We start from the raw sequence: 26,026 nt of genomic DNA, 5'->3' as shown, positions 1-26,026 counted from the left end.
GTATGACTCTCCATACATTGATACGCCTTTGTACTTGCTTATTCGCCGCGTTACTCTTGCCGGTAGCGGCGGCTGATTTACAAAGCGAAGGCCGGGTCTTGTTGTCGCAAGGCGATAACTTGGCAGCCAGCAAGAAATTTTCCGAAGCGGCCAAACAAAACCCCTTTGATGGGGCCGCGCTCAACAACCAAGCGCTGGCTTATGCGGCTCAGGGCGAGTATGAACAGGCGCTGGCACTGCTGGAGCGTGCCGTGCGCGTGAGTCCGCAACGCGCCGACATCGCCGCTAATCTGCAGGAGATGCGGCAGTGGATCGCGCGCCATGCTCCTTCCGTTGGCATGGTAGCCAAGAGCACACCGATCATCAATGTGTATCCCGACAGCACGAACGATCTGCCGCCGGAACCACCGGCACTCTGGAAAAAATAAAATGAATTGCCTCAAATCGCTAATCTGCCCTTGCTAATTGCCGCGTTTTAATGCAATATCAGAGCATCATTTTGACCACTTTGTCAGAATTAAATACCGACAACCGAGATCAGCTCCTAATTTTATGAAGTTCGCACATTTTTTCTTTTTTTACTTTAGCTATTCCCAGCCTCAGGCGGACGGAAGAAGGTAATCGTGCAAAGAAAAACAGCCGAACCGAATTTCTGAAAAAACCGCCGTTACCGGCGGTTTTTTTTTGCCATCGATTTTGAATGAAGACTGACGATTTATTTTTGAACACTATCCGCAATTAACTGGAGAAAACATGCAACGCACTGATGACTTACGCATACGCGAAATGAAAGAACTGTTGCCGCCGTCGCATCTGATCCGCGAATTCGGCTGCTCCGACAAAGCCTCGGAAACAGCCGCCAATGCGCGCACCGCGCTGCACAGAATTTTGCATGGACAAGACGATCGCCTCATGGTGGTGATCGGTCCGTGTTCGATTCATGATACCGCCGCTGCCATGGAGTACGCGCGCCGTCTGGCGGCTGAGCGTGGCCGTTTTGCCGGTGAACTCGAAATCGTCATGCGTGTGTATTTCGAGAAGCCGCGCACCACGGTTGGCTGGAAAGGCTTGATCAACGATCCGTATATGGATAACAGCTTCCGCATCAATGATGGTTTGCGTATCGCGCGCGAATTGCTGCTCAATATCAACGAACTCGGTTTGCCGGCCGGTACAGAATATCTTGACGTCATCAGTCCGCAATACATCGCCGATCTCATCAGTTGGGGTGCCATCGGTGCCCGCACCACCGAGTCGCAAGTCCATCGTGAATTGGCTTCCGGCTTGTCCTGCCCGGTAGGATTTAAAAACGGTACCGATGGCAATGTCAAAATCGCGGTCGACGCCATCAAGGCTTCATCGCAGCCGCATCACTTTTTGTCGGTGACCAAGGGCGGCCATTCGGCCATTGTCTCCACCAATGGCAATGAAGATTGCCACATCATACTGCGCGGCGGAAAAACGCCGAACTACGATGCCGCCAGCGTCGATGCAGCGTGCAAAGATATCGCTGCAGCCGGCTTGGCTGCGCGCTTGATGATCGATGCATCGCATGCCAACAGTTCTAAAAACCCGGCCAACCAAATTCCGGTGTGCAGCGATATCAGCCGTCAAGTCGCTGGCGGTGACAGTCGTATCGTTGGGGTCATGATTGAATCGCATCTGGTGGCCGGCCGTCAAGACCTGGTGCTTGGAAAAGAATTGGTGTATGGCCAGTCAGTGACCGATGGCTGTATCGCTTGGGAAGACAGCGTGACGGTGTTGGAAGAGTTGGCACAAGCGGTTAAACAACGCCGTTTGCTGCAAGCGGCAGCTTGATCAACAATCTGACTAGGGTTTGAAACCCCGGCCTTCAGAGGCTGTCGCAAAAGGGTTTTCAGTCTGCATCATTACCCTAACCGCCCGTAACGTCGTTCCTGCGCGCATTTGGCAGGAATCCAGCGGCGTTCGTGGTTAACTGAAAATGCCAGAAATTGTGGCATTTTCAGTGTAAAAAACGACACTAGGTTCCCGCCAAAAGCACGCGGGAATGACGAGGTATACGGTGTTTCAGGTGTAAAAAAAGCGTCCATCAGGCTTTTGCGACAGCCTCTTTTGGCCGGTGAGCGACGAAGGAGCGACGCGATGGGAGGGGATGCAAACCCCTTCCAGAGTCTTTTCCATCGTCGCTTGCGACGATCCATTAAGTTGTTGTATCTGGCCTTGGCATGCTGCGCTGCGCGGTACGCCGGGGCCGATTTTTTCAGAAAATTCCTACGCAAGTTTTATTTGACTGTGATGACAATATCGATAAAATTCCAGTGAGAGCTTTGCTGGGAATTTTAAAAATATTGCCAAAAAACACTTAAATCGACACTTTGCCAGCGTCGTTGGTGGGGCTGCTGCTGGCATGATGGGCGGTGCGGCGAGTCAGGTGCAAGCTTGGTACTGACATGTATTTCCTCGGGAGCCGTTCATGTACCGTGAACTTTTTTTCTTTGCGCTGATCGCTTTGAATAATCTGGTTTTGTTCGTGTGCCTACCGAAGTGGCGTGACAGCCGCTATCTGCCTGTTGCCGGCGTAATTGTGTTCCTTCTGTTTATCGCCGGGCACCTGTGTTTGCATGCCGGCAGTGAGCTCAGTATGCTGGCGCGGGTGGGTAGAGGTAGTGCGCACGGCAGCTTGGTTTTATTGTTGTGCTACTGGTCGCTGCGCACTTGGAAACGCGCATCTTGAGCAGCGCCGCGTGCGTGCTCAGAAACGTTTGGTCAGCGTCATTTGTTCGCCTTCGCGGCGCATGTCCAGTCGGTTCAGCAGCGACATGCCTAGCAGTGGTGTTGTCAAGCCGGTTTCAATCACGGCAGCGTCAATCTGATGCAATTCCATGTCAGCGATTTTAATTGAGTCAAGCTTGATCATATACGTGCCGACCACACCGTTGGCCGTGTTCGAGTAGCTGCGTTTGCCGCTGCGATAATTGATACCCATACGTTTGGCATCGGCCGCCGGCAGGGTGACGAAGCTCGCACCGGTATCGACCATCATCGTCAAGGCCACACCATTGACCGTGGCCGCGGCGATGAAGTGACCATGTTCATTTTGCTGCAAGATCACGCTGGTCCGCGCGCTGGCCGTTGCGCGGTGCTCGCTCTGACCTATCTGTAATTGGTAAGACTTACCATTGCTGGTGATCGTGGCGGAATCGCGATCGGCCGCGAGCAATTTGGTATCGGCACTGAGCATGCTGCCGACTGCATAGGCTTTCGGTGCGGCACCGTCGACCACCAGAATCGCTTTGCCGGGAAACAGACCGACCAAGCCGACCTCGCTCGCCGCTGCTGTGCCTGTTGTTGCCATTGGCATCAACAGGCACAGCAGCGTGCCAGCGCTGCGCAGTGGGCTTGGTTTACTCGCTATCATCGCGCCGGCTACCAAGACTTAATCGCGGAAGTTATTGAATTCCAGCGGCAAATCTTTGATTTCTTTGCGCAGCATCGCCATCGCTTCTTGCAGATCATCGCGCTTGGCACCCGTTACGCGCACAGCGTCACCTTGTATGCTTGCTTGCACCTTGATTTTACTTTCTTTAATCACTTTGACGATTTTTTTGGCATCATCGCTCTCGATACCATTTTTCACCTTGATGACTTGTTTGACCTTGTCGCCGCCGATTTTTTCTACTTTGCCCATATCGAGAAAACGCACGTCGACTTTGCGTTTGCCCAAAGTTTGAGTGACTTCGATGATGATTTGATCGAGATGGAAATCGGAATCGCCGAACAGAATGATTTCGCGTTCTTTTTCCTTGAGTTCAATTTTTGCACTGGTGCCTTTGAGATCAAAACGGTTGGCGACGACTTTATTGGATTGCGTCACAGCGTTTTTGACTTCTTCCATGTTGGCTTCGGATACGGTGTCGAATGAGGGCATGAGGATTCCTATTTAGTCTTTCAATGTTCCCCATTTTATCAAATGCCGGGCCACTGCAAAGCCTAAGCGTTATAATTTCACGCATATGACGACTTTTCTCCCGCTTTCTCACGATGTTTCGCTGCAAAGCTTCAATACCTTCGGGATTGCAGCCTGCGCCAAGCTGTATTTACCCATTTCTGAACGTGCCCAGTTGGTGGCCTTGCACGACGATGCCCGTCTCGCTGCACTGCCGCGCTTGCTGCTCGGTGGTGGCAGTAATCTGGTCTTATCCGACCAAGTCGATGCTTTGGTGCTGCATATGCGCTTGCAAGGCATACGAATTTGCGCGCAAGACAGCGACTTCACCTACGTCCAAGCGGCCGCCGGTGAAAGCTGGCATGGCTTGGTGGAGTGGACGCTGGCACACGGTTTGGCTGGCTTGGAAAATCTCTCGCTGATTCCCGGCACCGTCGGCGCCGCACCGGTGCAAAACATCGGTGCCTATGGGCTTGAACTCAAAGATGTCTTGCACGAACTTGAAGTCTATGATTTCGCCACGGGTGCGTGGCGCATCATGGCGCGTGCCGAATGCCAATTTGCCTATCGCGAAAGTATTTTCAAACAAGCTTTGCGCGATCGCGTGGCCATCGTCAGTGTGACGCTGGCTTTGCCGCGGCGCTGGCAGCCGCAACTCGGGTATGCCGATTTACAGCAAAGTATTGCAGCGCTGGGGCCGCACGTGACGGCCGCGCAAATCAGCGCGGCCATCAGCGCGATTCGGCGCGCCAAGTTGCCCGACCCTGCCGTTATCGGCAATGCCGGCAGCTTTTTCAAAAACCCCTTGGTGCCGGCGGCGCAGCGCGCCGCCTTGCTGCAGCGTTGGCCCGAGTTGGTCAGCTATGCGCAAGCCGACGGCAGCTATAAATTGGCAGCCGGCTGGTTGATCGAACAATGCGGCTGGAAAGGGCGTAGCCTCGGTCGCGCGGCCGTTTATGAGAAGCAAGCTTTGGTGTTGGTCAATCGCGGCCATGCCAGTGGTGCGGAGGTAAGGGCCTTGGCACAGGCGGTGCAAGACGATGTCGTCGCGCGGTTTGGTGTGCGCTTGGAGATGGAGCCGGTATTTGTGTGATCCTCATGTAAAAAGGGGAGCGATGCTCCCCTTTTTTTGTTCCTTCGTGCTTGGCTATCAAGCCTTGGTTTTGGCTTCCATTTCTTCCCATTTTTCCAAGGCCAGTAACAACTGCCCATCGAGCTCGGCAAAGCGGGTGTTGAGTGCATTGGCTGCATCGGCACCGTTTTTATACAGATCAGGGGCGGCCAGCTTGGCGCTGATGGCCGCTTGTTCGCTTTCGAGTGCTGCGATCAGCTTTGGCAATTCATCGAGTTCGCGCTGGTCTTTGTAGCTGAGCTTCTTGCTTTTGCCAGCGGCGCTGGCCACTGCTGGCGTAGCAAGGCTTTTGGTTTCATTCTTGCTGCTGGTTTTATTCGCCGCCTGCGAACTGGCATAACGTTCCCAATCGCTATAGCCACCGATGAATTCACGCCATTGGCCATCGCCTTCAGCGACGATCACTTGGGTGACGACATTATCGAGGAAGGTACGATCATGGCTGACCAAAAATACCGTGCCGGTATATTCTTCGAGTAATTCTTCGAGCAATTCCAGGGTGTCGATATCGAGATCATTGGTTGGTTCATCGAGTACCAACACATTGGCCGGTTTGGCGAACAAACGCGCCAACAGCAGGCGATTGCGTTCGCCACCGGACAGCGATTTGACCGGCGAGCGCGCGCGTTCCGGGGCGAACAAGAAGTCGCCCAGATACGACATCACGTGCTTGCGCTGACCATTGACTTCAACCCAGTCGCTGCCGGGTGCGATCGTTTCGGCCAGACTGCTTTCTTCATTGAGCTGGGCGCGCATCTGGTCGAAATACGCGATCTGCAAGCGTGCACCTTGCTTCATCATGCCGCTGTCGGGTTGATCTTGGCCGAGTATCATTTTCAGCAGCGTGGTTTTACCGGCACCATTTTGGCCGATCAAACCGACTTTATCGCCACGCATGATGATGCTGGAGAAATCGCGCACGATGACTTTATCGCCGAAAGACTTATTGATATTTTCCATTTCAGCGACGATTTTCCCTGAACGTTCGCCGGAACTGACATCGAGCTTGACCTGACCTTGTTGGTCGCGTCGCACGCCGCGTTGTACGCGCAATTGTTCGAGTCGCTTGACTCGACCTTCATCGCGCACACGGCGCGCCTTGACGCCTTTGCGTATCCAAATTTCTTCCTGCGCTAAGAATTTATCAAACTTGGCGTTTTCCACTTCTTCGACTTCGAGCTGCTCTTCTTTGCGCGTTTGGTAAGTCGTGAAATTACCGGGGAAGGAAGTCAGCTTGCCGCGATCGAGTTCGAGGATGCGGGTAGCGACATTGTCGAGGAAGCTGCGATCATGGGTGATGAAGAGCACGCTGCCCTTGAAATCTTTGAGCAAACTTTCCAGCCATTGTATCGATGAGAAATCGAGATGATTGGTCGGTTCATCGAGCAACAAGACATCGGGCGCACTGACCAAGGCACACGCCAAGGCGACGCGCTTTTTCATCCCGCCTGAGAGCGTTGACATGATGGCGTCTTTGGATAAATTGAGCTTGTCGAGGGTGGTTTCGACTTTATTCCCGAGGTTCCAGGCGTCGGCGGCATCGAGCTTGAGCTGAATCTCGTGCATGCGATCCATCAGGGCTTCGTCATTGTCGCCGCCGAATTGGCCGGTCAGACTTTCATATTCTTGCAACAGACCTGGCAATTCACCCAGTCCGGAAGCGACGGCATCGAAGACGCTGACGGTTTGATCGAATACCGGCTCTTGCTCGACATAGGCGATCTTGATACCTTGCTGCATGACGAGCAAGCCGTCATCGATCTTCGAGGTTTTGGCGATGATCTTGAGTAAAGAGGATTTGCCGGTGCCGTTACGGCCGATCAGGCCGACCCGTTCGCCCGACTCGAGAGAAAACTCGGCGTGATCGAGCAGAGCAACGTGACCGAATGCCAATTGGGCATCGCTTAATGAGATAACTGCCATAAATACCTGTGATACCTGTGAGGTCCGCGATGTCGGCCGGACGGAATGAGAGAAAACCCGTATTGTACGCCAGACCGGGGTCGCCACGACAGCGCTCAATTGATTGTTACGTCAAGCTCAGGTAAGATGGCGCGCTTGTGCTGCTCGCTCGTTGGAGCAGACCACGTGTCTCGCCGTAGTTCAATGGATAGAACGTATGCCTCCTAAGCGTAAGATGTGGGTTCGATTCCCGCCGGCGGGACCAATTAGCAAAGCAGCGCCTGACGAGTATGCCCGCATGCTGTTGGCGGGAACCCAGTTTCGTTTTCAGCACTGAAAACGTGATGCTGACTAAAAGCCCGTTTGCGGCGATCCATTAAATTGTCACGACAACACTCCCAGCCTTTCGCTCCGACGATGGTGTATGAGTGCGCTTCAGGCTTTTGCCAGGCCGAAAGAAAAGCTGTTTTTACCCGCTTTCTTGGCCAAATACATGGCACTGTCGGCTTCTTTGAGTAATTGTTCCGGGGTTTGTTCATCGTTGCGAAACACCGCGATACCGATCGATGTACCGACCTGCAGTGAGCCGGCATGGCTGTTTATCGGCGCATTGACGGCGGCAATCAGGCGCGCCGCAACCTTACTCACGCTTTCATGGCTGTCGGCTTGGTTGAGTAACACCACGAATTCGTCGCCGCCCAGGCGTGCCGCCGTGTCGGCATCGCGCAATTGCTCAGATAGGCGCGTTGCGACGGTTTTCAGTACATGGTCACCCATGTCATGACCCCAACGGTCGTTGACAGCCTTAAATCCATCCAAATCCAGAAACAATAAAGCGATTTGGCGCGTTTCGCGGCTGGCGATAGCAATTAATTGCTTCAGTAACAGCATGAACGAGGCCCGATTCGGCAAATCCGTCAGCGGGTCGTGGAAGGCCATCCTTTGTATTTGCTGTTCTTTATCCCAGCGGTTGGTGATATCTTCGAACACGCCGACGTAGTGCGTAATCGTGCCGGCCTCATCGTGTATCGATGAAATCGACAGTTCTTCGAGAAAGACCTGGTCATTTTTTCGTTTGCTCCAGACTTGGCCTTTCCATTGTCCGCTGGCTCTCAATTCCGCATACAAGTCATGGAAAAACAGACTGTTGTGGCGCCCGGAATTGAGGATTTTGGCATTTCTTCCGACTACCTCGTCAGAGCGGTAGCCGGTCAGCCTGGTAAAAGCTTGGTTGACCGAGAGGATGATCGATTGAGTGTCGGTCACCATGATGCCTTCCGAGGTCGCTTCAAACACGCTGGCCGAGAGGCGGATCGCGGTATCGGCCTGGCGTAGCGCAGAAATATTCGTCACCACCGAGAAAAAACCTTTGACCAAACCGCTGGCATCGCGATCCGGTATGTAATTCGCCAAACTGTGCACGGTACTACCGTCAGCAGCAGGGGTCATGCGCTCAAATTCTTGCGTTTTGCCGGCCAGTGCCGCTTGTATGTGTGGCTGAGTTTGCTTGAACAGTGGCGCACCTAGCAGTGTCGCCATCGAGATGCCAAACAGGTTTTGCGGGCTTAGTCCAAACCATTGCGCATACGGCTGATTGGCGAATTGACAAACCAAATCATTATCCCAATATGCCACCATGTTGGGAATGCCATCGGTAATGGTGCGTATGTAGCGTTCGTTTTCTATGGTTTGAGCCAGCAATTCATCGGTTCTTTTGCGGGCTGCCAGTAATTCTTGCTCGTACAGGCTGCGCTCAAAGGTGATGAAGAACAACCAGGTGTAGTGATCGACGCCGGCTTGGCTGGTTTTTTGGCAGTTGACGTATACCGGCATGCGGTTTCCCGTTGCTGCCAGCAGTTGCAAACGAATTTCTTGGATGCGGCCGTCGCGCATCAGCATCGGCCATACATGGGTTTGCAAGAAAATACGACTCGGCATGGGAAACAGCGCTTCCATCGGGCGCGTCGCCCAATCGGCCAAGGCACCGCCGGCCAGATCAAGCAGGCACTGATTGAGCGAGATGACCTTGCCGCCCTCATCAGTCACCAAAATCGGACAGGGTATCGGATCGAAAGCAGACATAGGTAGTGTGTCAGCCCTATTGGTCGATGAAGTCGCGAATCGCGGCCACGACCAGCGATGGCGCGCTCATGTGGGCGCAATGCCCCTCGATATCGAGTATTTTGAGCTGGCTGTCGGCCAGATGGGCGTGTACATAGTCCCCCACGTTTAATGGTGCCAAGGTGTCGCGACCGTGCTGCAGGATCAGGCAAGGGCGCGTGACTTTGGGCAGATCGGCGCGGTTGTCAGAAAAAAAAGTGGTACGGGCAAAAACTTTGTTGGCCGTTGGGTCGGTCGAGCAAAAACTGTCGGATAATTCGGTGGTGATCGCATGCGCTTCACCTTGTGCCGACACCACCGGTGCCAAGTAATTGGCCCAGCCTATGTAATTTTGGTCCATCAGATCGAGCAAGCCTTCCAGATCGGCCGTTTCAAAGCCGCCGCAGTAATCAGGCGGGTGATTGATGAAGCATGGATTCGGGCCTACCAGTACCAAGCGCTCGAATAATTCCGGCCGCGCGATCGCGGCCAGCATACCTATGCTGCAACTGACGGAATGGCCGACGAAGGTGACACCGCTGTGTAAGCCTAGCGCGTCGCACACATCGAGAAGATCTTGGGCATAGCCATCGAGACTGGCATAGCGCTTGGCATCAAAGGCGGTGATATCAGATTGACCGGCACCAACATAGTCGAACAAGACTTGGCGATGCGTGCCAAGGAAGGCCGGGGTCACACGATCCCACATATTTTGATTGCAGCCAAAACCATGGGCGTACAACAGTACCGGGCCGCTGTCACCGAGCACATGAATATGGTTGCGTTTGATGATGTCGCGCGCGTGATGGTCTGATGCCATGTCGGTTTCCATTGCCTAGTAGTGGTGATCGTTGCTGTCCTAGTGATAACCAGAGTCTACCTGATATTGCATAGATAAAATATGCACTTAGGCAACAATTTTTTGATGTCCGCTGCTCGATTGCGCTTCTTTTGCTTTAACTTCAGAAATTTCCTACATATTTTCGTATTTCACTCCGGTAAAATTCCTCGCTTCGTTCAATAAGATGATGCTTGTTTTGCATGATCTTAAATTTAAGATCATGGTCCGTCGCCATGTGGGCTTTGCTGGTCGCTCGAGCTAAGCCACGATCAAGTGCAGCGGCAACATGCAGTGAGTACCGAAACAGGAGCCAGCGATTATGCTTGAATATCAATTGGTAGCACCGGAAAACTTTTCTTCTGAACAAAATTTGTTCATCCAGAAATTCAAGAAAACCATCGCTTTGTTTTCATTTCGAACGCAATTTATTTTCGGTGCCAAAGACATCGAATCACGGCATCTGATCGCTACCGATGCGTATGCGAAAATCGTCGGTTTGTCTCATGGTGCCGAAGTGGGTGGCAAGTTCGATGATGAAATGCCGTGCGAGGGAACGGTGCAATTCGCTGCCGCCTTTGTCGAGTCAGACATCGCGCTTTTCGATGGTCGCAATATCTATAAAAAAGTATCGAAACTGTGTGTGCACGAATATGCCGATGGTCTCAAGGCACGACTGTTTGATAAATATCCGCTTAAGCACCATGCCTCTCAATCGATACTAGGCTTGATCTATACCGCTCAGGAAATCAATATCAGCCAATTTTTGGCGCTGGTGCCGAATTATCTTACTGAATTTGGCATGGGTTGCGAGCTCGAAGGCGTGCATCGCCATCTGGTATTGGGTGACGTCACCTTGACTGATTATGAACACGAAATTTGTTTTCTTTTAACGCTCAATTGGAGTAACCAGCAAATCGCTGATTTTCTCAATCAGCATCGCCCGGCTGCGCATATACGTGGCCCTGAACGCATCGACAAATACCGCGAACGGATTTGCCGCAAGCTCAAGCTGACGCTGCGTGGCGATGATGATCTGCGTGCCTGCCTGATTCACATGGGCGTGCACAAAAAAATCCCCAAGTTGTTTTTTTCGCGTTTGGTCGGTCCGCTCAAGATGCGTCCACCGTTGCTGTAATGGCGGAGGGCCGTGTTCGGGCCGTCGTCATCAAGTTTTTCCTGAGTTATTTCTCTACATAGGTGCCGGCTTGTAATTGCGGCCAGTTTTGGTTGGCTTCGCTCACGTAACCGGGAATATCCTGTTGCCAGCGTTTCAGTACCACCTTACTTAAATTCAGATACAGCTTGCCATTGAGTACTTGGTACGCATGCGGATCCGTTTCCGGCGTATACCCTTGGGCTACGCCATAGGCGCAGTAACCACCATACTGTGGCGCGTATTTTTCCGGATCGGCTTTGAAGGCGGCCAAATTTTCTGCTTTACTGAAATGCCAGTCCGCCTCGTTCCAACGATACACCAATTGCGTCTTACCTTTAACGGCACGGTGCTCGGTAAAATAGGCAACCGGATCATAGCCGCGGATTGCCCCAGCCTGGGTAGAAAAAATCGGCGCGATCGCGGCCGCAAAAACACTGCTGGTCAGAGCCAGCAGCAGGGTGCTCAACAGCAAACGCAGGGAAAACGTAGTACGGCGAGTAGCCATGGTAATGCTCCTTATGAAAAATACAGATGATGGCAATGAGTCGCCGAGAACCAAGATTGACTTACAAAATATTTCCAGCAGCGCGTTCCAATTGTTCGATATCGGTACTCAAATCGATCGGCAAATACGACAACACTTCGTAGCGGCTATCGGCAAACACCTGACGATTACTGCGACCGTGCGCGAGTTCGGCCAGCACTTCGTCGCGGGCGATGAGCAAGTGTTCAATTTGCGGCGCATACAGGCGCAACAAGGCGGTGAGAAATTGATTGACCGGACGCTGGCCGTGGCGCGCACCGATCTGGAAATGTTGCAAGCCCAGGGCGCATTCTTGACGGCTCAGCCAAGCCCCTTTGGTGACCCAGCGGTTGACCGTAAATAGCCCCGTCGGCATGCCGCGGGCATCCATGGAAACGGCGAGTAAATGGGCTGGCGAGGGCGCGCGGCCAGCGCGGCGTAAGCCCAAGCTTTGGGCATGTACAAATAAATGGAAATGCCCGTGCTCGACAAAAGGGCGTTGCAAACCGGGATGGGCGTGGTAAAAATATTGTGAGGCGCGTCGATTGTCGCGCACATCTTCAGCGGGGTAGTGCTGCCATTCGAGAAATTCGGCGTCGGCAAGCACCGATTGTACGATCTGCAGCCCTTGCAAGCTCAGCGTGTGCACGCTCGCCACCACGATTTGGGCCGCCTTCCAAGCCAAGCGCAACTCTGCGGCGGAAGCGGCCGGCCAGTCGCGTTGAAATGTCAGCATGCGCGGTAAGTCTGGAGTCATCGTGGTTGCTTCTTGGCAGCTTTAAACATCGGCCGATGATGCCGTCGCGGATCAGCGCGCGACGGCGTGGGCAAGATTACTTCTTGGCGGCGCAGCAGCCAGTTTTCGCAGCGCAGCATGCTTTTTTGGCGTGTTTTTTAGCATGAGGCTTTTTGGCAGCACAACAGCCTTTTTTAGCTGCACAGCAAGATGTTTTTGCTGCGCAACATCCTTTTTTACCAGCACAAGCAGATTTCGGAGCGCAAGCAGCGACTGCCGCGACCGGTGCGGCAGCCATGGCTGTGGCGGCCAAGACAGAGGCGCTGAGAACTTGTTTGAGAGTACGTGTGAGGGATGCAGATGTCATGTCATTTTCCAATAAAGGTAAGCAGGCTAAGGGCCAAGAACCAAGGGGTAATGCAATTTCGGATGCTACAGTTACTTGGTCGGCTTGCCTACACAAAAGCTTACAAGCAAATGTGAATTATTAGGAAACAGTATTTTATTAAATAAAGTCGTTTTATATCAATTTTATATTCAGTTTTAATGGCATTCATAAAAATTATATCTGAACTGCGATGCGGGACTGTGTCGAGAATCGCACACAAAAAAAAGCGGCAGGCTCAATATTGAGCCTGCCGCTGTGTGATGTCAGCAATTCGTTTTATTGGCGAACGCGTTTTTTCGCGCCGGTAGCCGGGCTGGTTTTTGCCTTGAATGCAGGTCTGCCGCCGACTTGAGGAAAGCCAGGCTTGTCGGCTTGCAAGCTCTTGGTCAGGGCTTCAGGAAATTTTACGGCCGATTTTTTGACCGGAACGCTGACGCTGGCAGTGCTGTCGACGGCGCTGGTGCTGTCAATTGGCTGTGTGGGGCTGGGTGGTGTACTTGATTTCACTGCTTTTTTTTCACTTTCTTGGCTTGATTTGCTCGCTGTGGCGGCGCGGCGTGGCGCAGTCTTTGCTGTGCTGCTTGCTGGGCTCGCTGCGGCCACTGGTTTTTTTGCTGCTACTGGCAGCCCTGGGGCCGCTGTGGCAGTTTTGCTGCTGGCCTTAGTTGAGGTGGAAGTAGGCTTTGGCGCGGGCGCAGTATCTTTCGTTTTGCTTGCCACGGCAAGTTTTTTCGCTGGGGCAGCGCTGACTGTGCTGGCACTTGCTTTGCGTGCCGGTGCTTTCAGCGGTTTTTTCGGCGCCACCGGCGCTGTGCTGGCGGCAGTCGGCTTGGCGACAATTACGGCTGGCGTCGCCGCTGCTTTTGCCTTAGTTGCTTTGGCCGCAGCGGGGGCTTCAGGCACTTCGCGCAGCAGCGTCAATTGCGTTTGCTGTGGGACTGGGTTCTGCACTGGCGCGGCCGCTACGACGGCTGCCACTGCCACGGCTTCATGCGCGGCCGGTATCGGCTGGCGCGCTAAGGGAGCGGAGCTGACGGCCGTGTTGTCTGCTGCCAAAGCTTGCAACAGTTGCTCGCGCGTGGCACCGGCAATCTCGGCCAATTCGCGTCCGTAGGCCAGTAAGCTATCGAGTGGTGGTTGATGTTCTGCGCTGCTCAGCAAAGTCTGCGCATCGCTGGCCGACCACAACAGCGCCGAGCGTGCTGTGGCGCGCTCAAAGGCCAGCCGTGCCAAGTTGAAGTTAAGGGCAATAATTTTTTCCCATCCTCCCAGTGTGGTACTCGACAGCGCGGCAATGGCAGTCAGTTGTTTTTCGATTTGTTCGTGGGTGATGGCTGGAAGGTGCGGCGAAATCAAGGGCATAACATCTCCTGGGGTTGGGCTGCATGGTGGCGCAATGAAGTCCGGGTTGGCATTATCGCTGTAAGGTCGCACCGATTTGCACCGGTGCTAGATTGAGCGTAGCTTCTTGGCCATCGATGCGTTACGCAAACATTTCTCGCCCGATAGCCTGTTGTCGATTTTACCCTTGTATCGCGCCGACCGCTACGGAATTATTTTGCGCCGCAGCATTGATGTTGATTGCCCGGCATAGGCAGGGCGCAATTCCACCATGATTTATGGCTGCCTTCCTGCGTTTGCAGTAAAATAAAATTTTTTGTGCGGCATGAATCAACGGGTCAGTCGGTGTTGTTACTGTGCTCGTTGTTGCGGCGCAACATTTTCAAATCCACCCAATCGAGGAGCCCTGTGAATCAACCTACCAATTCCCCCGACAGTTTGGACTGCGTGCGCCTGCGCTTGCGCGAGTTCGCCCAACAACGAGAGTGGCAAGCGTTTCACACACCGAAAAATCTGGCCAGTGCATTAAGCGTCGAAGCGGCTGAATTGCTCGAACCGTTTCAATGGCTGCAAACCGGCGAGAAGCCGGAATTAGGGGCCGAACAATACCAGGCGGTGCGCGAAGAAATGGCCGATGTCTTGTCGTATTTGGTGATGCTGGCAGACCGACTCGATGTCGATCTGATCGCGGCCATCGATGAAAAAATCACCGCCAATGCACGTAAATATCCAGTCGACAAAGTGCGTGGCGATGCGCGCAAATATACCGCCTATCAGACTGACCGGCAGACTGACCTGAATGGGGTCGTCTCAGAAAACGGACTTTAAAGCACGCTAAGCCGGTTTGGGCTTACCACCCCGGTTGGCTGTTCCGTTGCTTCCTGATCAGCTCGACCAAGTACAGAACGGACAGGAACCGGACGACTGGAAGCCCATGAATACCGTGGGCAAAGGCGTGAAGGAGATTCGGATTCGGGATGCTGCCGGGGCGTTTCGGGTCATCTACGTTGCCAAGTTCGCTGATGCCGTCTACGTGCTTCACTGTTTTAAGAAGAAGACAGAGAAGACCAGTAAGCTTGATCTGGACTTGGCTGCCAAGCGTTACCGTGACTTATTGAAGGAGCTAGGCCAATGAGCAAGCAACGATTTGCCAGCATCTGGGATGCTATCGAGGACACCCCGGAAGAAGCGGAAAATATGAAACTGCGCTCCGTCCTGCTGACGGCGCTCAAGAACCACCTTACTCGCACCGAGATGAGCCAAGCGCAAGCGGCTAAGCTCTTTGGCGTGACCCAGCCACGTGTCTCTGACCTGATGCGCGGCAAGATCAACTTGTTCGGCCTCGATGCACTGGTGAACATGGCGACGGCTGCCGGGCTGCACATCGAAATGCGGGTGCGCGAAGCAGCCTGACCAGATGCGCGACCAGCCTCGTCCAGGTCAGGTCGGCGAGGATGTCAGTGATTATGCTGGCCGCGCCCGCGACCGGCATGCCGATACAACTCGGGTATCGTTGTTCGGCTCAACAGCAGCATCACCATGCTGCCGGCTGCCAGCAATCCCCAGTTCAAGCTGGGCCAGCGCAGTGCTTGTGCCAGATCGAAGAGCATGCCGCCGGCCAGACTGCCGACCATATTGCCCATACTTTGATACAGCATCTGCTGCGACATGAGGCGGCCGGTATCGGCCCCGACGCGATCGGCAAAACGGGCGGTCAGGACATCGAGCGAGGGACCGTAAAATACTTGGGCAAACGACAGCAAGATAGCCGACACGATCACCGCCGCAGCCGAATGATTAAACAGCAGCATGATGACAAAGCTGACGAACAGACAAACATAGGCAATCCGCAGAAAACGGAAATGATCACGCGTGCGAATGGCAAGTTTGGAAATTGGAATCTGGAAAAAAATAATCACCAGCGCGGCCAGCCAGAATGGGGTGGAAACCGGCAGGTCGGGGGTGTATTTGGGAATATGCAGGCTGAAACCGATCATCGGCTGTATCGCAAAACACCAGAACATCGCATTCGACAGATAGAACAAGGCCGGCAGGCGCGCCGGCTCGGCTGTGCTGGCAGCATTGGTGCCGGCTGTGGGGCGGTGCTCGTGCGCTGGCGTGCTGCGCGCAGCCGTTTGCTGTTCCGGTACGGACAGGTACGCGGTTTCATGGCGCGTAATCGCGCGCATGGCCACGAGCATGAATAAACCGTAAGCGACGAAGGTGATGAGCACGATCAGAAACACCCATTGCAAGCTGTCGTGTGGCACCCAACTGGCGGTCAGGTAGCCGAGCACCAGACCGGTGCGGATAGCGAAGGCGAGTCGGCTGAACAGAGAAGATTGATCGAGTTCGCGCAGTTTGAGCAGATAATTTTTCAAACCCGGAAATGACAAACCCGAGCCTAAGCCGGCCAGTAAGGCGAACAAGGCCAAGGCCCATGCTTGGCCGAGAAATGCCATGCAATACAGCGCCACACCTTCTAGCAGAATATTGCCGGAGACGATCAGCGGATGGTTGGCGAGCTTAGGGAAACGGCTGCCCACCAAGGCACCGAGTACCCGTCCGAGGTTGAGGCCGAATAGAATCGAGGCCGCCCAAAAGCCGGAAAAATGTTTCCCGGTTTCTGACACGATCAGTGGGGTGTACAGCGCCACGCCGGCAGAGGCGATGGCCACGCCGATGTAAATCAGATAGGAATTGAAGACCGGATTGAATTTTTTTTGCGACATGATAGAAACATAAGCAGGCGCGTGGCCTTGGAATGACAAGGCGGAGCGAAGCAGCCGATTGTACAATGAATGCGGGTTTGGCGAACGCCATGCCATGGCCGTTCCCGCCGCCACCAACAGGAGTCAAGCGCGATGCAAGAACAAAACCAGCCGGCATCGATGCCATCAGCAGCCTCAGCGGCATGGGTGCCTTCGCTGACTTCGCTGGCCTTGGCCGCGATTGCGCCGGCGGCGGCCTTGAACCGATTGACGATGCCGCAGCTATTGCAGGAAATTGAAGCCGTCACTGACGAGACGGATCCCGGTAACTTGTATATGCGGTGGTTTTATTTGCTCTCGGTGCTGGGGCAGATGTCGCATGCTCTGGAAATGCAAGCCAAAGCGCTCAGCTATCGGCAACTGTTTCGCATCGCCGATCCGGCCAAGCTAGCAGTTCGTTTATTGGTATGGATGGGACCGGGCGATAATCTCGACAACCTGCCGGTCGATTTTCTGGTGCAGGATAGTGATATCCGCGTCGACTTGGTATTTGTCAGCGCCACCGAAGAATTGCCGTCACCGTTGCCCGAACATGATATTTGTATCGTCGCTTTGGGTGAATCAGAAAAAAATAATCGTTTGCTCGATCGTATAGAGCAAATGCTGCAGGCGTGGCCACGGCCATGCTTGAATCATCCGGCCGCAGTGCGCCGCTGCGCGCGTGACCGTGCCGCCGCTTTGCTGCAGGATATCAGCGGTTTACACATGCCAGCTACCGTGCGCTGGCAGCGCAACGCGCCCGCGCCGGCGCGTTTTCCGCTGACCGTGCGCCCGCTCGACACCCATGCCGGTCTCGGCTTACGCAAAATCGATGATCTGCCGGCTTGGCAGGCGTATCTGCTCGAGTACCATGCCTGCGCACAGTTTTATGTCGCCGAGTATGTCGATTACCGCAGTGCCGACGGCTGCTTTCGCAAATACCGCATCGCCCTTATCGAGGGGGTGCCGTACCTGTGTCATCTGGCGATTGGTGAGTACTGGTTGCTGCACTATCAATCGGCCGACATGGCGCACAATCCGGCTGGCCGCGCCGAAGAGCAGCAAGTGATGGAACGCTTTGACGACGATTTTGGCCAACGTCATAGTCAGGCACTGCGCAGTATTGCTGAGCGCATAGGCCTCGATTACTTGATACTCGATTGTGGCGAGACGCAGAGCGGGGCATTGCTGGTGTTTGAGGTCGATAATGGCGCTTGGATACACGACTGTGATGCGCCGGCGGTGTTCCCCTACAAAGCCGCGATCATGGCCAAGGCCTTCGCGGCATTTCGGCGCATGCTGCTGAGGCGCAGCGGTTTGTGAGCGCGCTGCATCTGGATAATATTTTCCTTGTGTCAACGAATTACCTGCTTGCCGCGTTATAGAGAGCAGAATGCATGGCATCACGCTCATGTAATGTTCACAGGATATCGCCATGTCAGATTCACCTACTCCACGTCGTATTCACCCGCTGCTTGCCGGTGCCGCTGTTTCTGTCATCGTTGCCAGCCTGGTTGGTGTTGCCGCCATGACCGGTTTGCTGCCGACTTCAAACGGCACGCCGAAACCTGGCGATGCAGTCAATCCGGCGGCGCTGAGCAGCGACGCGAGTGCGCAAAATACTGCGTCTGGCAATGATGGACGCGGCAATCAGTTGACATCTTCGCAATCGGCCTTGTCGGGGCAAACGCAGTCGCAGCCACAGCAGCAGTCACAACAGCAGGCGCAAAACACGACGCCGGCACGCAGCACTCATCCGGTTTGTGACAGTTGCGGTGTGGTCGCCTCAGTGCGCGCGTTCGAGCAACAACCTGAACAGGGCAGTGGTTTGGGGGCGGTTGCCGGTGCTTTGCTCGGCGGGGTATTAGGGAATCAAGTCGGTGGTGGTGATGGCCGCAAACTGGCGACGGTAGCCGGTGCGGTTGGCGGTGGGTTTGCCGGTAACACTTTGGAAAAACGCAACCATACCACCACGCGCTACGAAGTACGGGTACGCTTGGACAATGGTCATGAGCGCAGCTATCAACTGAGTGCTGCGCCCGAGTACCGCGAAGGTGACCGTGTACATATCGTCAACGGCCATCCGGTCATGAACTGATCGTTTCAGTCGGGTCGCCGAAAGTCGGCGGCGATCCATTGCAGCGCCGCTTGGCGCTTGAGTTGAAATGTCGGTGCTACCTTGACCTTGGCCAGTTCCGTGCCAGCCATGTCTTCGGCGCGCAGATAGGCATACGGCTCGTCTTCATCGGGCACGATGTCGAGCATGATTTTGTAGTCGGCGCTGTCGGTGCTGACCATCAGCGTTTTATGTAATTGCGCATGCAATTGCTGCTCATGGCGACGTAATACTTCACGGGCAGTTTTGATCAAGGTGCCGAAGGCATTGGCATCGAGCGGCTTGGGGTTTTTCTTGTCGCGCCCCATGGTCCAAGGGCCGACCAGCGCGGGTTCGGCTTCGCCGTCTATGCTCATCGCCACCGCCCAGCCTTCATCATCATCATTCTTGATCACGCGTGCGGTCCAACCTTTGTCGCGCCATAAGCGTGGCTCGCGGATGCTGGCGTCGGCATCGACTTCGGTTGCGGGGAATTCTTCAGGAATAGTAGACAAGGGCGTGGCTTTATAAAGGAGCAGACAGCGGCGTGCCGGAGGTGGCACCGAAGCGCTGTTGCAAGTATTGATTGATCGATTTCGACTCGTACAGATAGCGCACCGAGCCGTCTGCTGCGCTGATACGCAGGCACGGCACTTTGGTACTGCCGCCGCCACTCTGTAAGGCTTGGCGATTGGCGGCCGAGTGCTGGGCATCGAGCAAAGTGACGCTCAAAGACAGGCGACGCATTTGCTGCCGAACTTTAATGCAAAACGGACAGGTACGGAATTGATACAGCGCTAAGTCGGCGCATTCTGCATCGACGCGTGCCTGTTCGGCGACCGTGCGGACGATGCCGGTCGGTGCAGTCAGGCGTTCTTTGAGCAGCAAGACCGGGCCTAGCACTGCACGCAGCAGTTGGAACAAGAGTTTCATTGGGTATGTGTCGGTTGGCTGCAGAATTTTGCAGGGAGTATGACATTGTAGCCGATACCCCGTAGCCCGACCGAACAGTTATCGCGTAGTTATTGCTGCGCGGCGACTTTACCGCATTGACTGCTTTTCCAATGCGCGACTTGCTCGACGCGCACATTGAGTTTGTTGCTCGCACCAGGCAATTTGCCATCTGCTTGCATGGTGAAACTCCACTCTTTGTCGTTTTTGACGCGGTATTGGCCGTGACCTTGATAGCTCAAACCCTCTGGACTACTGCATTGGAGCTCGAATTGGCCACCGCTTTCATCGGCCGAAATCGCATGGACGCTACAGCCTTTGGCATTTTCGGCAATTTTATTCTTGATGTCGGCCAAATCGATACCCTTGTTGACTTGGGCTGGCGTTAAGCAAGTTTCATTTTTGCCAGCAGCCGGTGCACCGCTTTGTTTCCGCATCATTTCTTGCAAGTTTTGGCCATTGATCAGCGTTGTATTGCTTTCTTCCCATAAACCCGGCTGCAATTTGATTTTGATGGTTTGCGCGCTGGCAGCGCTAATGCTGATCGCTAAGGCGCAGCAGAGGGTGGTGAGAGTAGAAAAGGACACGCGCATAAATTGCTCCGAATAAAAATATCAAGCAGGCAATTCTGCGCCGTGACTGCCTGCTTGACAAGAGCAACATTCTTACAAAATGTAAGTAGGATAGGACCTTACTTCGCCCAACTGTCTTTGAGCGTGGTGATGCGGTTGAACACAGGCTTGCCCGGCGTGGAATCGATGCGGTCGGCGACGAAGTAACCATGGCGCTCGAATTGCAGACGCGTATCGGCGGCAATATCGTGCAGACCGGGTTCGACGAAGGCTTGCACTACCTGTAAGGCTGCCGGATTGAGCAAGCTCATGAAATCCTTGCCACCGGCATCAGGTGTCGCATCGGTAAATAAACGATCATACAGTCTTACTTCGGCTTCGATGGCATCGGCCGCATTCACCCAGTGCAGATTGCCTTTGACCTTGTAATTGGCGCTGCCTTCGGTGCCCGATTTACTGTCGGCAAAGTAATTGCAATGAACCGCGATGATATTGCCGGCTTCATCTTTATCGCAGCCGATACATTCGACCACATAACCGTAACGCAAGCGTACCTTGTTGCCAGGGAACAGGCGGAAGTAGCCCTTGCTTGGCACTTCCATGAAGTCTTCCTGTTCTATCCACAGATGTTGGCTGATGGTGAAATCGCGGTTGCCGCGTTCCGGATGATGCGGGTGGACTGGGGCGCTGCAGGCGATTTGCTGACCGGCCGGGAAATTGTCGATGATCAGTTTGAGCGGGCGCAGTACCGCGGTGGCGCGTGCCGCTTTCGGGTCGAGGTCATCGCGCAGGCAGCCTTCGAGCGTGCTGTAGTCGATCCAGCCGTCTGAGCGTGTCACGCCTATGCGTTCGCAAAATAATTGCAAGGCTTCCGGCGTGTAACCGCGCCGACGCATACCGACGATGGTTGGCATGCGCGGATCATCCCAACCGCTGACGATTTGTTGTTCCACCAATTGGCGCAGTTTGCGCTTGCTGGTGACGACGTAAGTCAGATTGAGACGGGCGAATTCATACTGGTGCGGTACCGGTTGCTGAAAAAAGCCGCCTTCGACGCAGCGTGCGATCACCCAGTCGTAAAATGGTCTATGGTCTTGAAATTCCAGTGTGCAGATCGAGTGCGTGATGTGTTCCAACGCATCCGAGAGCGGGTGGGTGTAATCGTACATCGGATAGATGCACCACTGATCGCCAGTGCGATGATGGTGCGCGTGGCGAATCCGGTAGATCGCCGGATCGCGCAGATTCATATTCGGCGAGGCCATGTCGATACGCGCGCGAACGATGTGTTCGCCATCTTTGAATTCGCCGGCCTTCATACGTCGGAATAAATCCAGCGATTCAGCTGCAGAACGGTTGCGGAAGACCGAATCGACGCCGGGACGGGAAAAATCACCACGGTTGCTCGCCATGTCGGCGGCCGATTGGCTGTCTACATAGGCGTGGCCGGCACCGATCAGGTATTCGGCCATGGTATACAGTTGGTCGAAATAATCGCTGGCATAGTGCAAGTGTGCGACTTCGTTCTGTTGCCAGTCAAAGCCGAGCCAGCGCACGCTGTCGATGATGGTGTCGACGTATTCTTGGTCTTCTTTTTCCGGATTGGTATCGTCGAAGCGCAGATGGCAGCGACCGGCGTAATCACGCGCTAAGCCGAAATTGAGGCAGATCGACTTGGCATGACCGATGTGCAGGTAACCATTCGGCTCCGGCGGGAAGCGCGTGATCACTGCTGGCAAGCCTGGCCGCTGGTAAGTGCCGGCAGCGAGATCCTGATCGATGATTGCACGCAGGAAATTCGATACGGGTGCCGCGCTGGCGGCATCTTCTTTGTGGTGGCTGTCTTTACTCATGAAAATGGGTCGCTTTTTACTGGTAACGTTAACTGAGATGAGTATGCTGTTGTTACATAATCAGCATATTTTTGCATCAATAGGGGCTGGTCTGGCATTTTACCGTAGCAGGGCGCAGATGGCGCGTTTGTTTACGCAGTGCGGCAAAAGGCCAGGTAAGGCATTTCCCCGCCTGTTCCCGCCGACAAATTGCAGTCCGACGCGCGTAAGGCTTAAAACTCAATCGGCAACGCTGTAGAATAGCGGGATGACTACAGAATTAACTCTTACTCCCGCTGCCGACCCGGTTCTGGCACCGCATGACCCGCAATTCGTGCATTTGCGCGTGCATTCCGAATACTCGATCGTCGATGGCTTGGTGCGTATCGACGACGTGATCAAGGCGGCTGCCAAAGATCAACAGCCGGCCTTGGCCCTGACTGATCTGGCTAATTTGTTCGGCATGGTGAAGTTTTACAAGGCCGCGCGTGGTAAAGGTATCAAGCCTATCGCCGGTTGCGACACTTGGATTACCAACGAAGTCGACCGTGACAAGCCAACTCGGCTGCTGTTGCTGGTCAAGAATCGCCTCGGTTATTTGCAGTTGTGTGAATTGCTGTCGCAAGCTTGGTTGACGAATCAACATCGCGGTCGGGCGGAAATCCGTTACGAATGGTTGCAACAATTACATGAACAGGGCCTGGGGGGCGGCTTGATCGCCTTGTCCGGTGCCCATTTCGGCGATGTCGGCGTGGCCATCGATAATGGCAACCTCGATTTGGCAGAGCAGCAGGCCGCGCGCTGGGCGGCGATTTTTCCCGGCCATTTCTACCTGGAAATTCAACGTACCGGGCAGCCTAATAACGAGCATCAGGTACGCGCGAGCGTGGCACTGGCGGGGCGTTTGCAGTTGCCGGTGGTGGCCACCCATCCGGTGCAATTCATCAGTAAGGATGATTATCTCGCACATGAAGCGCGTGTCTGTATTTCTGATGGGGATATGTTGGCCAATGGTCGGCGCGTGCGCCGCTTCAGTGATGAGCAATGCTTCAAGACCCAAGCGGAAATGCAGTTGTTGTTTGCCGATTTACCGGGCGCATTACATAATTCCGTAGAAATTGCCAAACGCTGCAACCTCACGCTCGAGCTCGGCAAGCCGAAATTGCCTGATTTTCCTACCCCGGAAGGCATGAGCATCAATGATTTTCTGGTGCACGAAGCCAGTCGCGGCTTGGAATTCCGCCTCACTCAATTATTTACCAATGCCGAACAGCGCGAGAAACAACGCGCACGCTATGAAGCGCGTCTGAAGTTCGAAACCGATACCATTATCAAGATGGGTTTCCCCGGTTACTTTCTGATCGTGGCCGATTTCATACAATGGGCCAAGAACAATGGCGTGCCGGTCGGACCGGGTCGCGGTTCCGGTGCCGGCTCGCTGGTCGCGTATTCGCTGCTGATTACCGATCTCGATCCCTTGCAATACAATTTGCTGTTCGAGCGCTTCCTGAACCCGGAACGCGTTTCCATGCCCGATTTCGATATCGATTTCTGTCAGGAAGGCCGCGACCGCGTGATCCAGTACGTGAAAGACCGTTATGGCAAGGATGCGGTATCGCAGATTGCTACCTTCGGCACCATGGCAGCCAAAGGCGCGATTCGCGATGTCGGCCGGGTGCTCGATTACGGCTATATGTTTTGCGACGGCGTGTCGAAACTGATCCCTTTCAAACCGGGCAAGCAGGTAACGATTGCCGAAGCCATCGTCGAAGAACCCTTGCTGGCGGAGCGTCAGGAAAACGAAGAAGAAGTGAAAACCTTGCTCGACCTGGCGCAACAGGTCGAAGGCATCACCCGCAATATCGGCATGCATGCCGGTGGTGTGCTGATCGCCCCGGGCAAGTTGACCGATTTCTGCCCGCTGTACACGCAGGGCGGTGATTCCGGCGTGGTTTCGCAATATGATAAAGACGACGTCGAAGCCGTCGGCTTGGTGAAGTTCGACTTTTTGGGTTTAACCACCCTGACCATCCTCGACCGCGCCGTCCGCTATATCAAAATGCTCGACCCGGCGCTGGCTGATTTCGATCTCTCCAAGCTGCCGCTCGATGACCGCGCCTCGTATGAGTTGCTGACCAAGGCGAAAACGGTCGCCGTGTTTCAGCTGGAAAGCCGCGGCATGCAGGGCATGCTCAAAGATGCGCGGCCCGATCGTTTTGAAGACATTATCGCGCTGGTGGCCTTGTATCGCCCGGGGCCGATGGATTTGATTCCGGACTTTTGCAAACGCAAGCATGGTGAACGTTTCGATTATCCCGATCCGCGCACCGAAGGTATTTTGTCCGAAACCTATGGCATCATGGTGTACCAAGAGCAGGTGATGCAGATGGCTCAGGTGGTCGGCGGTTATTCGCTCGGTGGCGCCGATTTGTTACGGCGTGCGATGGGTAAGAAAAAAGCCGAAGAAATGGCCGAGCATCGCCAGATTTTCCGCGATGGCGCGGCCAAAGATGGTTTGCCACAGGAAAAAGCCGATGAGATTTTCGATCTCATGGAAAAATTCGCCGGCTATGGTTTTAATAAATCGCATGCGGCAGCGTATGCCTTGCTGTCGTATCACACCGCCTATCTGAAAGCGCATTTTCCGGCCGCCTTCATGGCTGCCAATATGTCGCTGGCCATGGATGACACCGATAAGATCAAAATTCTGGTGGAAGACGCACTCGATGTGTGCAAGCTCACGCTACTGCCACCCGATATCAACCAGTCCGACTATCGCTTCGTGCCGGTCGGGCAAGCCGGCAAGCGCTCGACCCAGATTCGCTACGGTCTCGGTGCAGTCAAAGGCTCGGGGCAAAATGCCATCGAAAACATTGTCGCAGCGCGTGAAGCGGGCGGCTCATTCGTCAGTTTGTTCGATTTTTGCAAACGCGTCGATAAGCGCCAGGTGAATCGCCGCACGATTGAATCGCTGATACGTGCCGGTGCCATGGACAGCCTTGGTAAAGACCGTGCGATTTTGTTAGCCACCGTATCGTTGGCGATCGAAGCCGCCGATCAGGCCGATGCCGCGGCCAACCAAGTCAGTTTGTTCGGTGACGATGATGACTTGATCCCGCCGCCCGAATACATCACAGTACCGGTGTGGTCGGACAAAAAACGTTTGACCGAAGAAAAACTGGCACTCGGATTTTATCTGTCCGGGCATTTGTTTGACTCGTATGCGCCGGAAGTACGCCAGTTCATCAAGACCACGCTGGCCAAACTTGAACCCTCGCGCGATCTGCGTCTGATCTGCGGCATCATCACCGCAGTGCGCACGCAAATGACACAACGCGGCAAGCTGATGATTGTCACGCTCGACGACAGTACGGCGGTAGTGGAAATCACGGTCTACAGCGAACTGATGGAAGAGTTCAAGTCACTGCTGAAAGAAGATGAATTTCTCGCCGTGATGGGCAAGGTGTCGGAAGATCGCTTTTCCGGTGGCTTGCGTATTTCTGCTGAAAAAGTGATGGATATCGGGCGCGCCCGGGTGCAATTCTCGCAAGGTTTGCGCTTGACCCTGACGGCGCAGACTGACTTGAAAAAACTGCAAGACATCTTGAAGCCACATATTAATAATGATGGCTGTCCGGTGCTGATCCGTTATCGCAATGAGCATGCCAGCGCCGAATTGTATTTATCTGATCAGTGGCGCGTCAATCCCGACGATAAGCTGCGTTTATGTCTGGGCGAGTATTTGTCGCCGCAGAATGTCATCATTGAATACGCGTAAA

The 26,026-nt window shown here is 54.3% G+C and carries 26 protein-coding genes and 1 tRNA gene; 14 read left to right on the top strand and 13 right to left on the bottom strand.

What is annotated here, in order from left to right; genetic code table 11:
• Positions 1–2 precede the first annotated feature (2 nt).
• The 3 genes from QN359_RS00500 (at position 3) to QN359_RS00490 (ending at position 2,716) form a co-directional block, all read left to right on the top strand.
• A complete protein-coding gene (locus tag QN359_RS00500; RefSeq protein WP_322249304.1) occupies positions 3–428 on the top strand; it encodes a tetratricopeptide repeat protein in 426 nt (141 codons plus the stop codon).
• Between the two features lie 325 nt (positions 429–753).
• Positions 754–1,818, top strand: a complete 1,065-nt coding sequence (gene aroG, locus QN359_RS00495) for a 3-deoxy-7-phosphoheptulonate synthase AroG (RefSeq protein WP_322249303.1) — start codon at positions 754–756, stop codon at positions 1,816–1,818.
• Between the two features lie 637 nt (positions 1,819–2,455).
• Positions 2,456–2,716 (top strand): hypothetical protein, encoded by a 261-nt coding sequence (locus QN359_RS00490; protein WP_322249302.1) that lies wholly within the window; start codon positions 2,456–2,458, stop codon positions 2,714–2,716.
• Between the two features lie 18 nt (positions 2,717–2,734).
• Here the strand turns inward: QN359_RS00490 and QN359_RS00485 are convergent, their stop codons facing one another.
• A complete protein-coding gene (locus QN359_RS00485; RefSeq protein WP_322249301.1) occupies positions 2,735–3,400 on the bottom strand; it encodes a retropepsin-like aspartic protease family protein in 666 nt (221 codons plus the stop codon).
• 18 nt (positions 3,401–3,418) lie between these two features.
• Positions 3,419–3,910 (bottom strand): YajQ family cyclic di-GMP-binding protein, encoded by a 492-nt coding sequence (locus QN359_RS00480; RefSeq protein ID WP_322249300.1) that lies wholly within the window; start codon positions 3,908–3,910, stop codon positions 3,419–3,421.
• A gap of 85 nt (positions 3,911–3,995) precedes the next feature.
• On the opposite strand from QN359_RS00480, the gene murB reads away from it, so the two are divergent.
• On the top strand, positions 3,996–5,021 hold the full coding sequence (gene murB, locus QN359_RS00475) for a UDP-N-acetylmuramate dehydrogenase (protein WP_322249299.1): 1,026 nt from the start codon (positions 3,996–3,998) through the stop codon (positions 5,019–5,021).
• 57 nt (positions 5,022–5,078) lie between these two features.
• Here the strand turns inward: murB and QN359_RS00470 are convergent, their stop codons facing one another.
• Positions 5,079–6,983, bottom strand: coding sequence for an ATP-binding cassette domain-containing protein (locus QN359_RS00470; protein WP_322249298.1), 1,905 nt, complete (start codon positions 6,981–6,983; stop codon positions 5,079–5,081).
• Positions 6,984–7,152: 169 nt separating this feature from the next.
• Here QN359_RS00470 and QN359_RS00465 point away from each other — a divergent pair.
• A tRNA-Arg gene (locus QN359_RS00465) sits at positions 7,153–7,227 on the top strand.
• 170 nt (positions 7,228–7,397) lie between these two features.
• Here QN359_RS00465 and QN359_RS00460 read toward each other — a convergent pair.
• Entirely contained in the window at positions 7,398–9,044 is a 1,647-nt protein-coding gene (locus QN359_RS00460) for a bifunctional diguanylate cyclase/phosphodiesterase (RefSeq protein WP_322249297.1), read from the bottom strand.
• Positions 9,045–9,060: 16 nt separating this feature from the next.
• The gene (locus tag QN359_RS00455; protein ID WP_322249296.1) at positions 9,061–9,882 is read right to left on the bottom strand and encodes an alpha/beta hydrolase; all 822 of its coding nucleotides are present in this window, start codon (positions 9,880–9,882) and stop codon (positions 9,061–9,063) included.
• Between the two features lie 340 nt (positions 9,883–10,222).
• Here QN359_RS00455 and QN359_RS00450 point away from each other — a divergent pair, with 340 nt between their 5' ends.
• A complete protein-coding gene (locus tag QN359_RS00450; protein ID WP_322249295.1) occupies positions 10,223–11,038 on the top strand; it encodes a hypothetical protein in 816 nt (271 codons plus the stop codon).
• 46 nt (positions 11,039–11,084) lie between these two features.
• Here QN359_RS00450 and QN359_RS00445 read toward each other — a convergent pair whose 3' ends face one another.
• Both QN359_RS00445 and QN359_RS00440 read right to left on the bottom strand, forming a co-directional pair.
• Positions 11,085–11,564: a YHS domain-containing (seleno)protein gene (locus tag QN359_RS00445; protein ID WP_322249294.1), complete on the bottom strand. Its 480-nt coding sequence runs from the start codon at positions 11,562–11,564 to the stop codon at positions 11,085–11,087.
• A 61-nt stretch (positions 11,565–11,625) separates the two neighbouring features.
• Positions 11,626–12,339, bottom strand: a complete 714-nt coding sequence (locus QN359_RS00440; protein ID WP_322249293.1) for a DUF6969 family protein — start codon at positions 12,337–12,339, stop codon at positions 11,626–11,628.
• 152 nt (positions 12,340–12,491) lie between these two features.
• On the opposite strand from QN359_RS00440, the gene QN359_RS00435 reads away from it, so the two are divergent.
• Positions 12,492–12,809 carry a hypothetical protein gene (locus QN359_RS00435; protein WP_322249292.1) on the top strand — a complete coding sequence of 106 codons (318 nt, stop codon included), beginning with the start codon at positions 12,492–12,494 and terminating at the stop codon, positions 12,807–12,809.
• A gap of 173 nt (positions 12,810–12,982) precedes the next feature.
• On the opposite strand, the gene QN359_RS00430 is transcribed toward QN359_RS00435, so the two are convergent.
• Positions 12,983–14,068 carry a phasin family protein gene (locus QN359_RS00430; RefSeq protein WP_322249291.1) on the bottom strand — a complete coding sequence of 362 codons (1,086 nt, stop codon included), beginning with the start codon at positions 14,066–14,068 and terminating at the stop codon, positions 12,983–12,985.
• A gap of 106 nt (positions 14,069–14,174) precedes the next feature.
• Between QN359_RS00430 and QN359_RS00425 the strand changes: the two genes are divergently transcribed.
• The 4 genes from QN359_RS00425 to QN359_RS00410 all read left to right on the top strand — a co-directional run bounded on the left by QN359_RS00425 (position 14,175) and on the right by QN359_RS00410 (position 15,460).
• Positions 14,175–14,300, top strand: coding sequence for a hypothetical protein (locus QN359_RS00425; RefSeq protein ID WP_322249290.1), 126 nt, complete (start codon positions 14,175–14,177; stop codon positions 14,298–14,300).
• A 155-nt stretch (positions 14,301–14,455) separates the two neighbouring features.
• Positions 14,456–14,875 (top strand): nucleotide pyrophosphohydrolase, encoded by a 420-nt coding sequence (locus tag QN359_RS00420; protein ID WP_322249289.1) that lies wholly within the window; start codon positions 14,456–14,458, stop codon positions 14,873–14,875.
• Positions 14,876–14,891: 16 nt separating this feature from the next.
• The gene (locus tag QN359_RS00415; protein ID WP_322249288.1) at positions 14,892–15,182 is read left to right on the top strand and encodes a type II toxin-antitoxin system RelE/ParE family toxin; all 291 of its coding nucleotides are present in this window, start codon (positions 14,892–14,894) and stop codon (positions 15,180–15,182) included.
• Positions 15,179–15,460: a helix-turn-helix domain-containing protein gene (locus tag QN359_RS00410; protein ID WP_322249287.1), complete on the top strand. Its 282-nt coding sequence runs from the start codon at positions 15,179–15,181 to the stop codon at positions 15,458–15,460. Before QN359_RS00415 ends, QN359_RS00410 begins: the two co-directional genes overlap by 4 nt.
• Before the next feature lie 44 nt (positions 15,461–15,504).
• Here QN359_RS00410 and QN359_RS00405 read toward each other — a convergent pair whose 3' ends face one another.
• The gene (locus tag QN359_RS00405; RefSeq protein ID WP_322249286.1) at positions 15,505–16,779 is read right to left on the bottom strand and encodes an MFS transporter; all 1,275 of its coding nucleotides are present in this window, start codon (positions 16,777–16,779) and stop codon (positions 15,505–15,507) included.
• Positions 16,780–16,911: 132 nt separating this feature from the next.
• Between QN359_RS00405 and QN359_RS00400 the strand changes: the two genes are divergently transcribed.
• Positions 16,912–18,120, top strand: coding sequence for a RimK family alpha-L-glutamate ligase (locus QN359_RS00400; protein ID WP_322249285.1), 1,209 nt, complete (start codon positions 16,912–16,914; stop codon positions 18,118–18,120).
• Positions 18,121–18,232: 112 nt separating this feature from the next.
• Positions 18,233–18,895 carry a glycine zipper 2TM domain-containing protein gene (locus QN359_RS00395; RefSeq protein WP_322249284.1) on the top strand — a complete coding sequence of 221 codons (663 nt, stop codon included), beginning with the start codon at positions 18,233–18,235 and terminating at the stop codon, positions 18,893–18,895.
• A gap of 5 nt (positions 18,896–18,900) precedes the next feature.
• Here QN359_RS00395 and QN359_RS00390 read toward each other — a convergent pair whose 3' ends face one another.
• From QN359_RS00390 to QN359_RS00375, 4 genes are all read right to left on the bottom strand, one after another.
• Entirely contained in the window at positions 18,901–19,398 is a 498-nt protein-coding gene (locus tag QN359_RS00390; protein WP_322251014.1) for a hypothetical protein, read from the bottom strand.
• A gap of 19 nt (positions 19,399–19,417) precedes the next feature.
• On the bottom strand, positions 19,418–19,825 hold the full coding sequence (locus QN359_RS00385; RefSeq protein WP_322249283.1) for a glutaredoxin family protein: 408 nt from the start codon (positions 19,823–19,825) through the stop codon (positions 19,418–19,420).
• 89 nt (positions 19,826–19,914) lie between these two features.
• Complete coding sequence (locus QN359_RS00380; RefSeq protein WP_322249282.1) at positions 19,915–20,436, bottom strand: DUF3617 domain-containing protein; 522 nt, start codon at positions 20,434–20,436, stop codon at positions 19,915–19,917.
• 98 nt (positions 20,437–20,534) lie between these two features.
• Positions 20,535–22,268, bottom strand: a complete 1,734-nt coding sequence (locus QN359_RS00375; RefSeq protein WP_322249281.1) for a glutamine--tRNA ligase/YqeY domain fusion protein — start codon at positions 22,266–22,268, stop codon at positions 20,535–20,537.
• Between the two features lie 247 nt (positions 22,269–22,515).
• On the opposite strand from QN359_RS00375, the gene dnaE reads away from it, so the two are divergent.
• Positions 22,516–26,025: a DNA polymerase III subunit alpha gene (dnaE, locus tag QN359_RS00370; protein ID WP_322249280.1), complete on the top strand. Its 3,510-nt coding sequence runs from the start codon at positions 22,516–22,518 to the stop codon at positions 26,023–26,025.
• The last annotated feature ends 1 nt before the right edge of the window (position 26,026 follow it).

Origin of the sequence: Undibacterium sp. 5I2 (assembly GCF_035019605.1) — a bacterium.
Taxonomy (GTDB): Bacteria; Pseudomonadota; Gammaproteobacteria; order Burkholderiales; family Burkholderiaceae_D; genus Undibacterium.
Note: the sequence above shows the minus strand (reverse complement) of the source record. Positions and strands in the feature narration are given on the sequence as shown.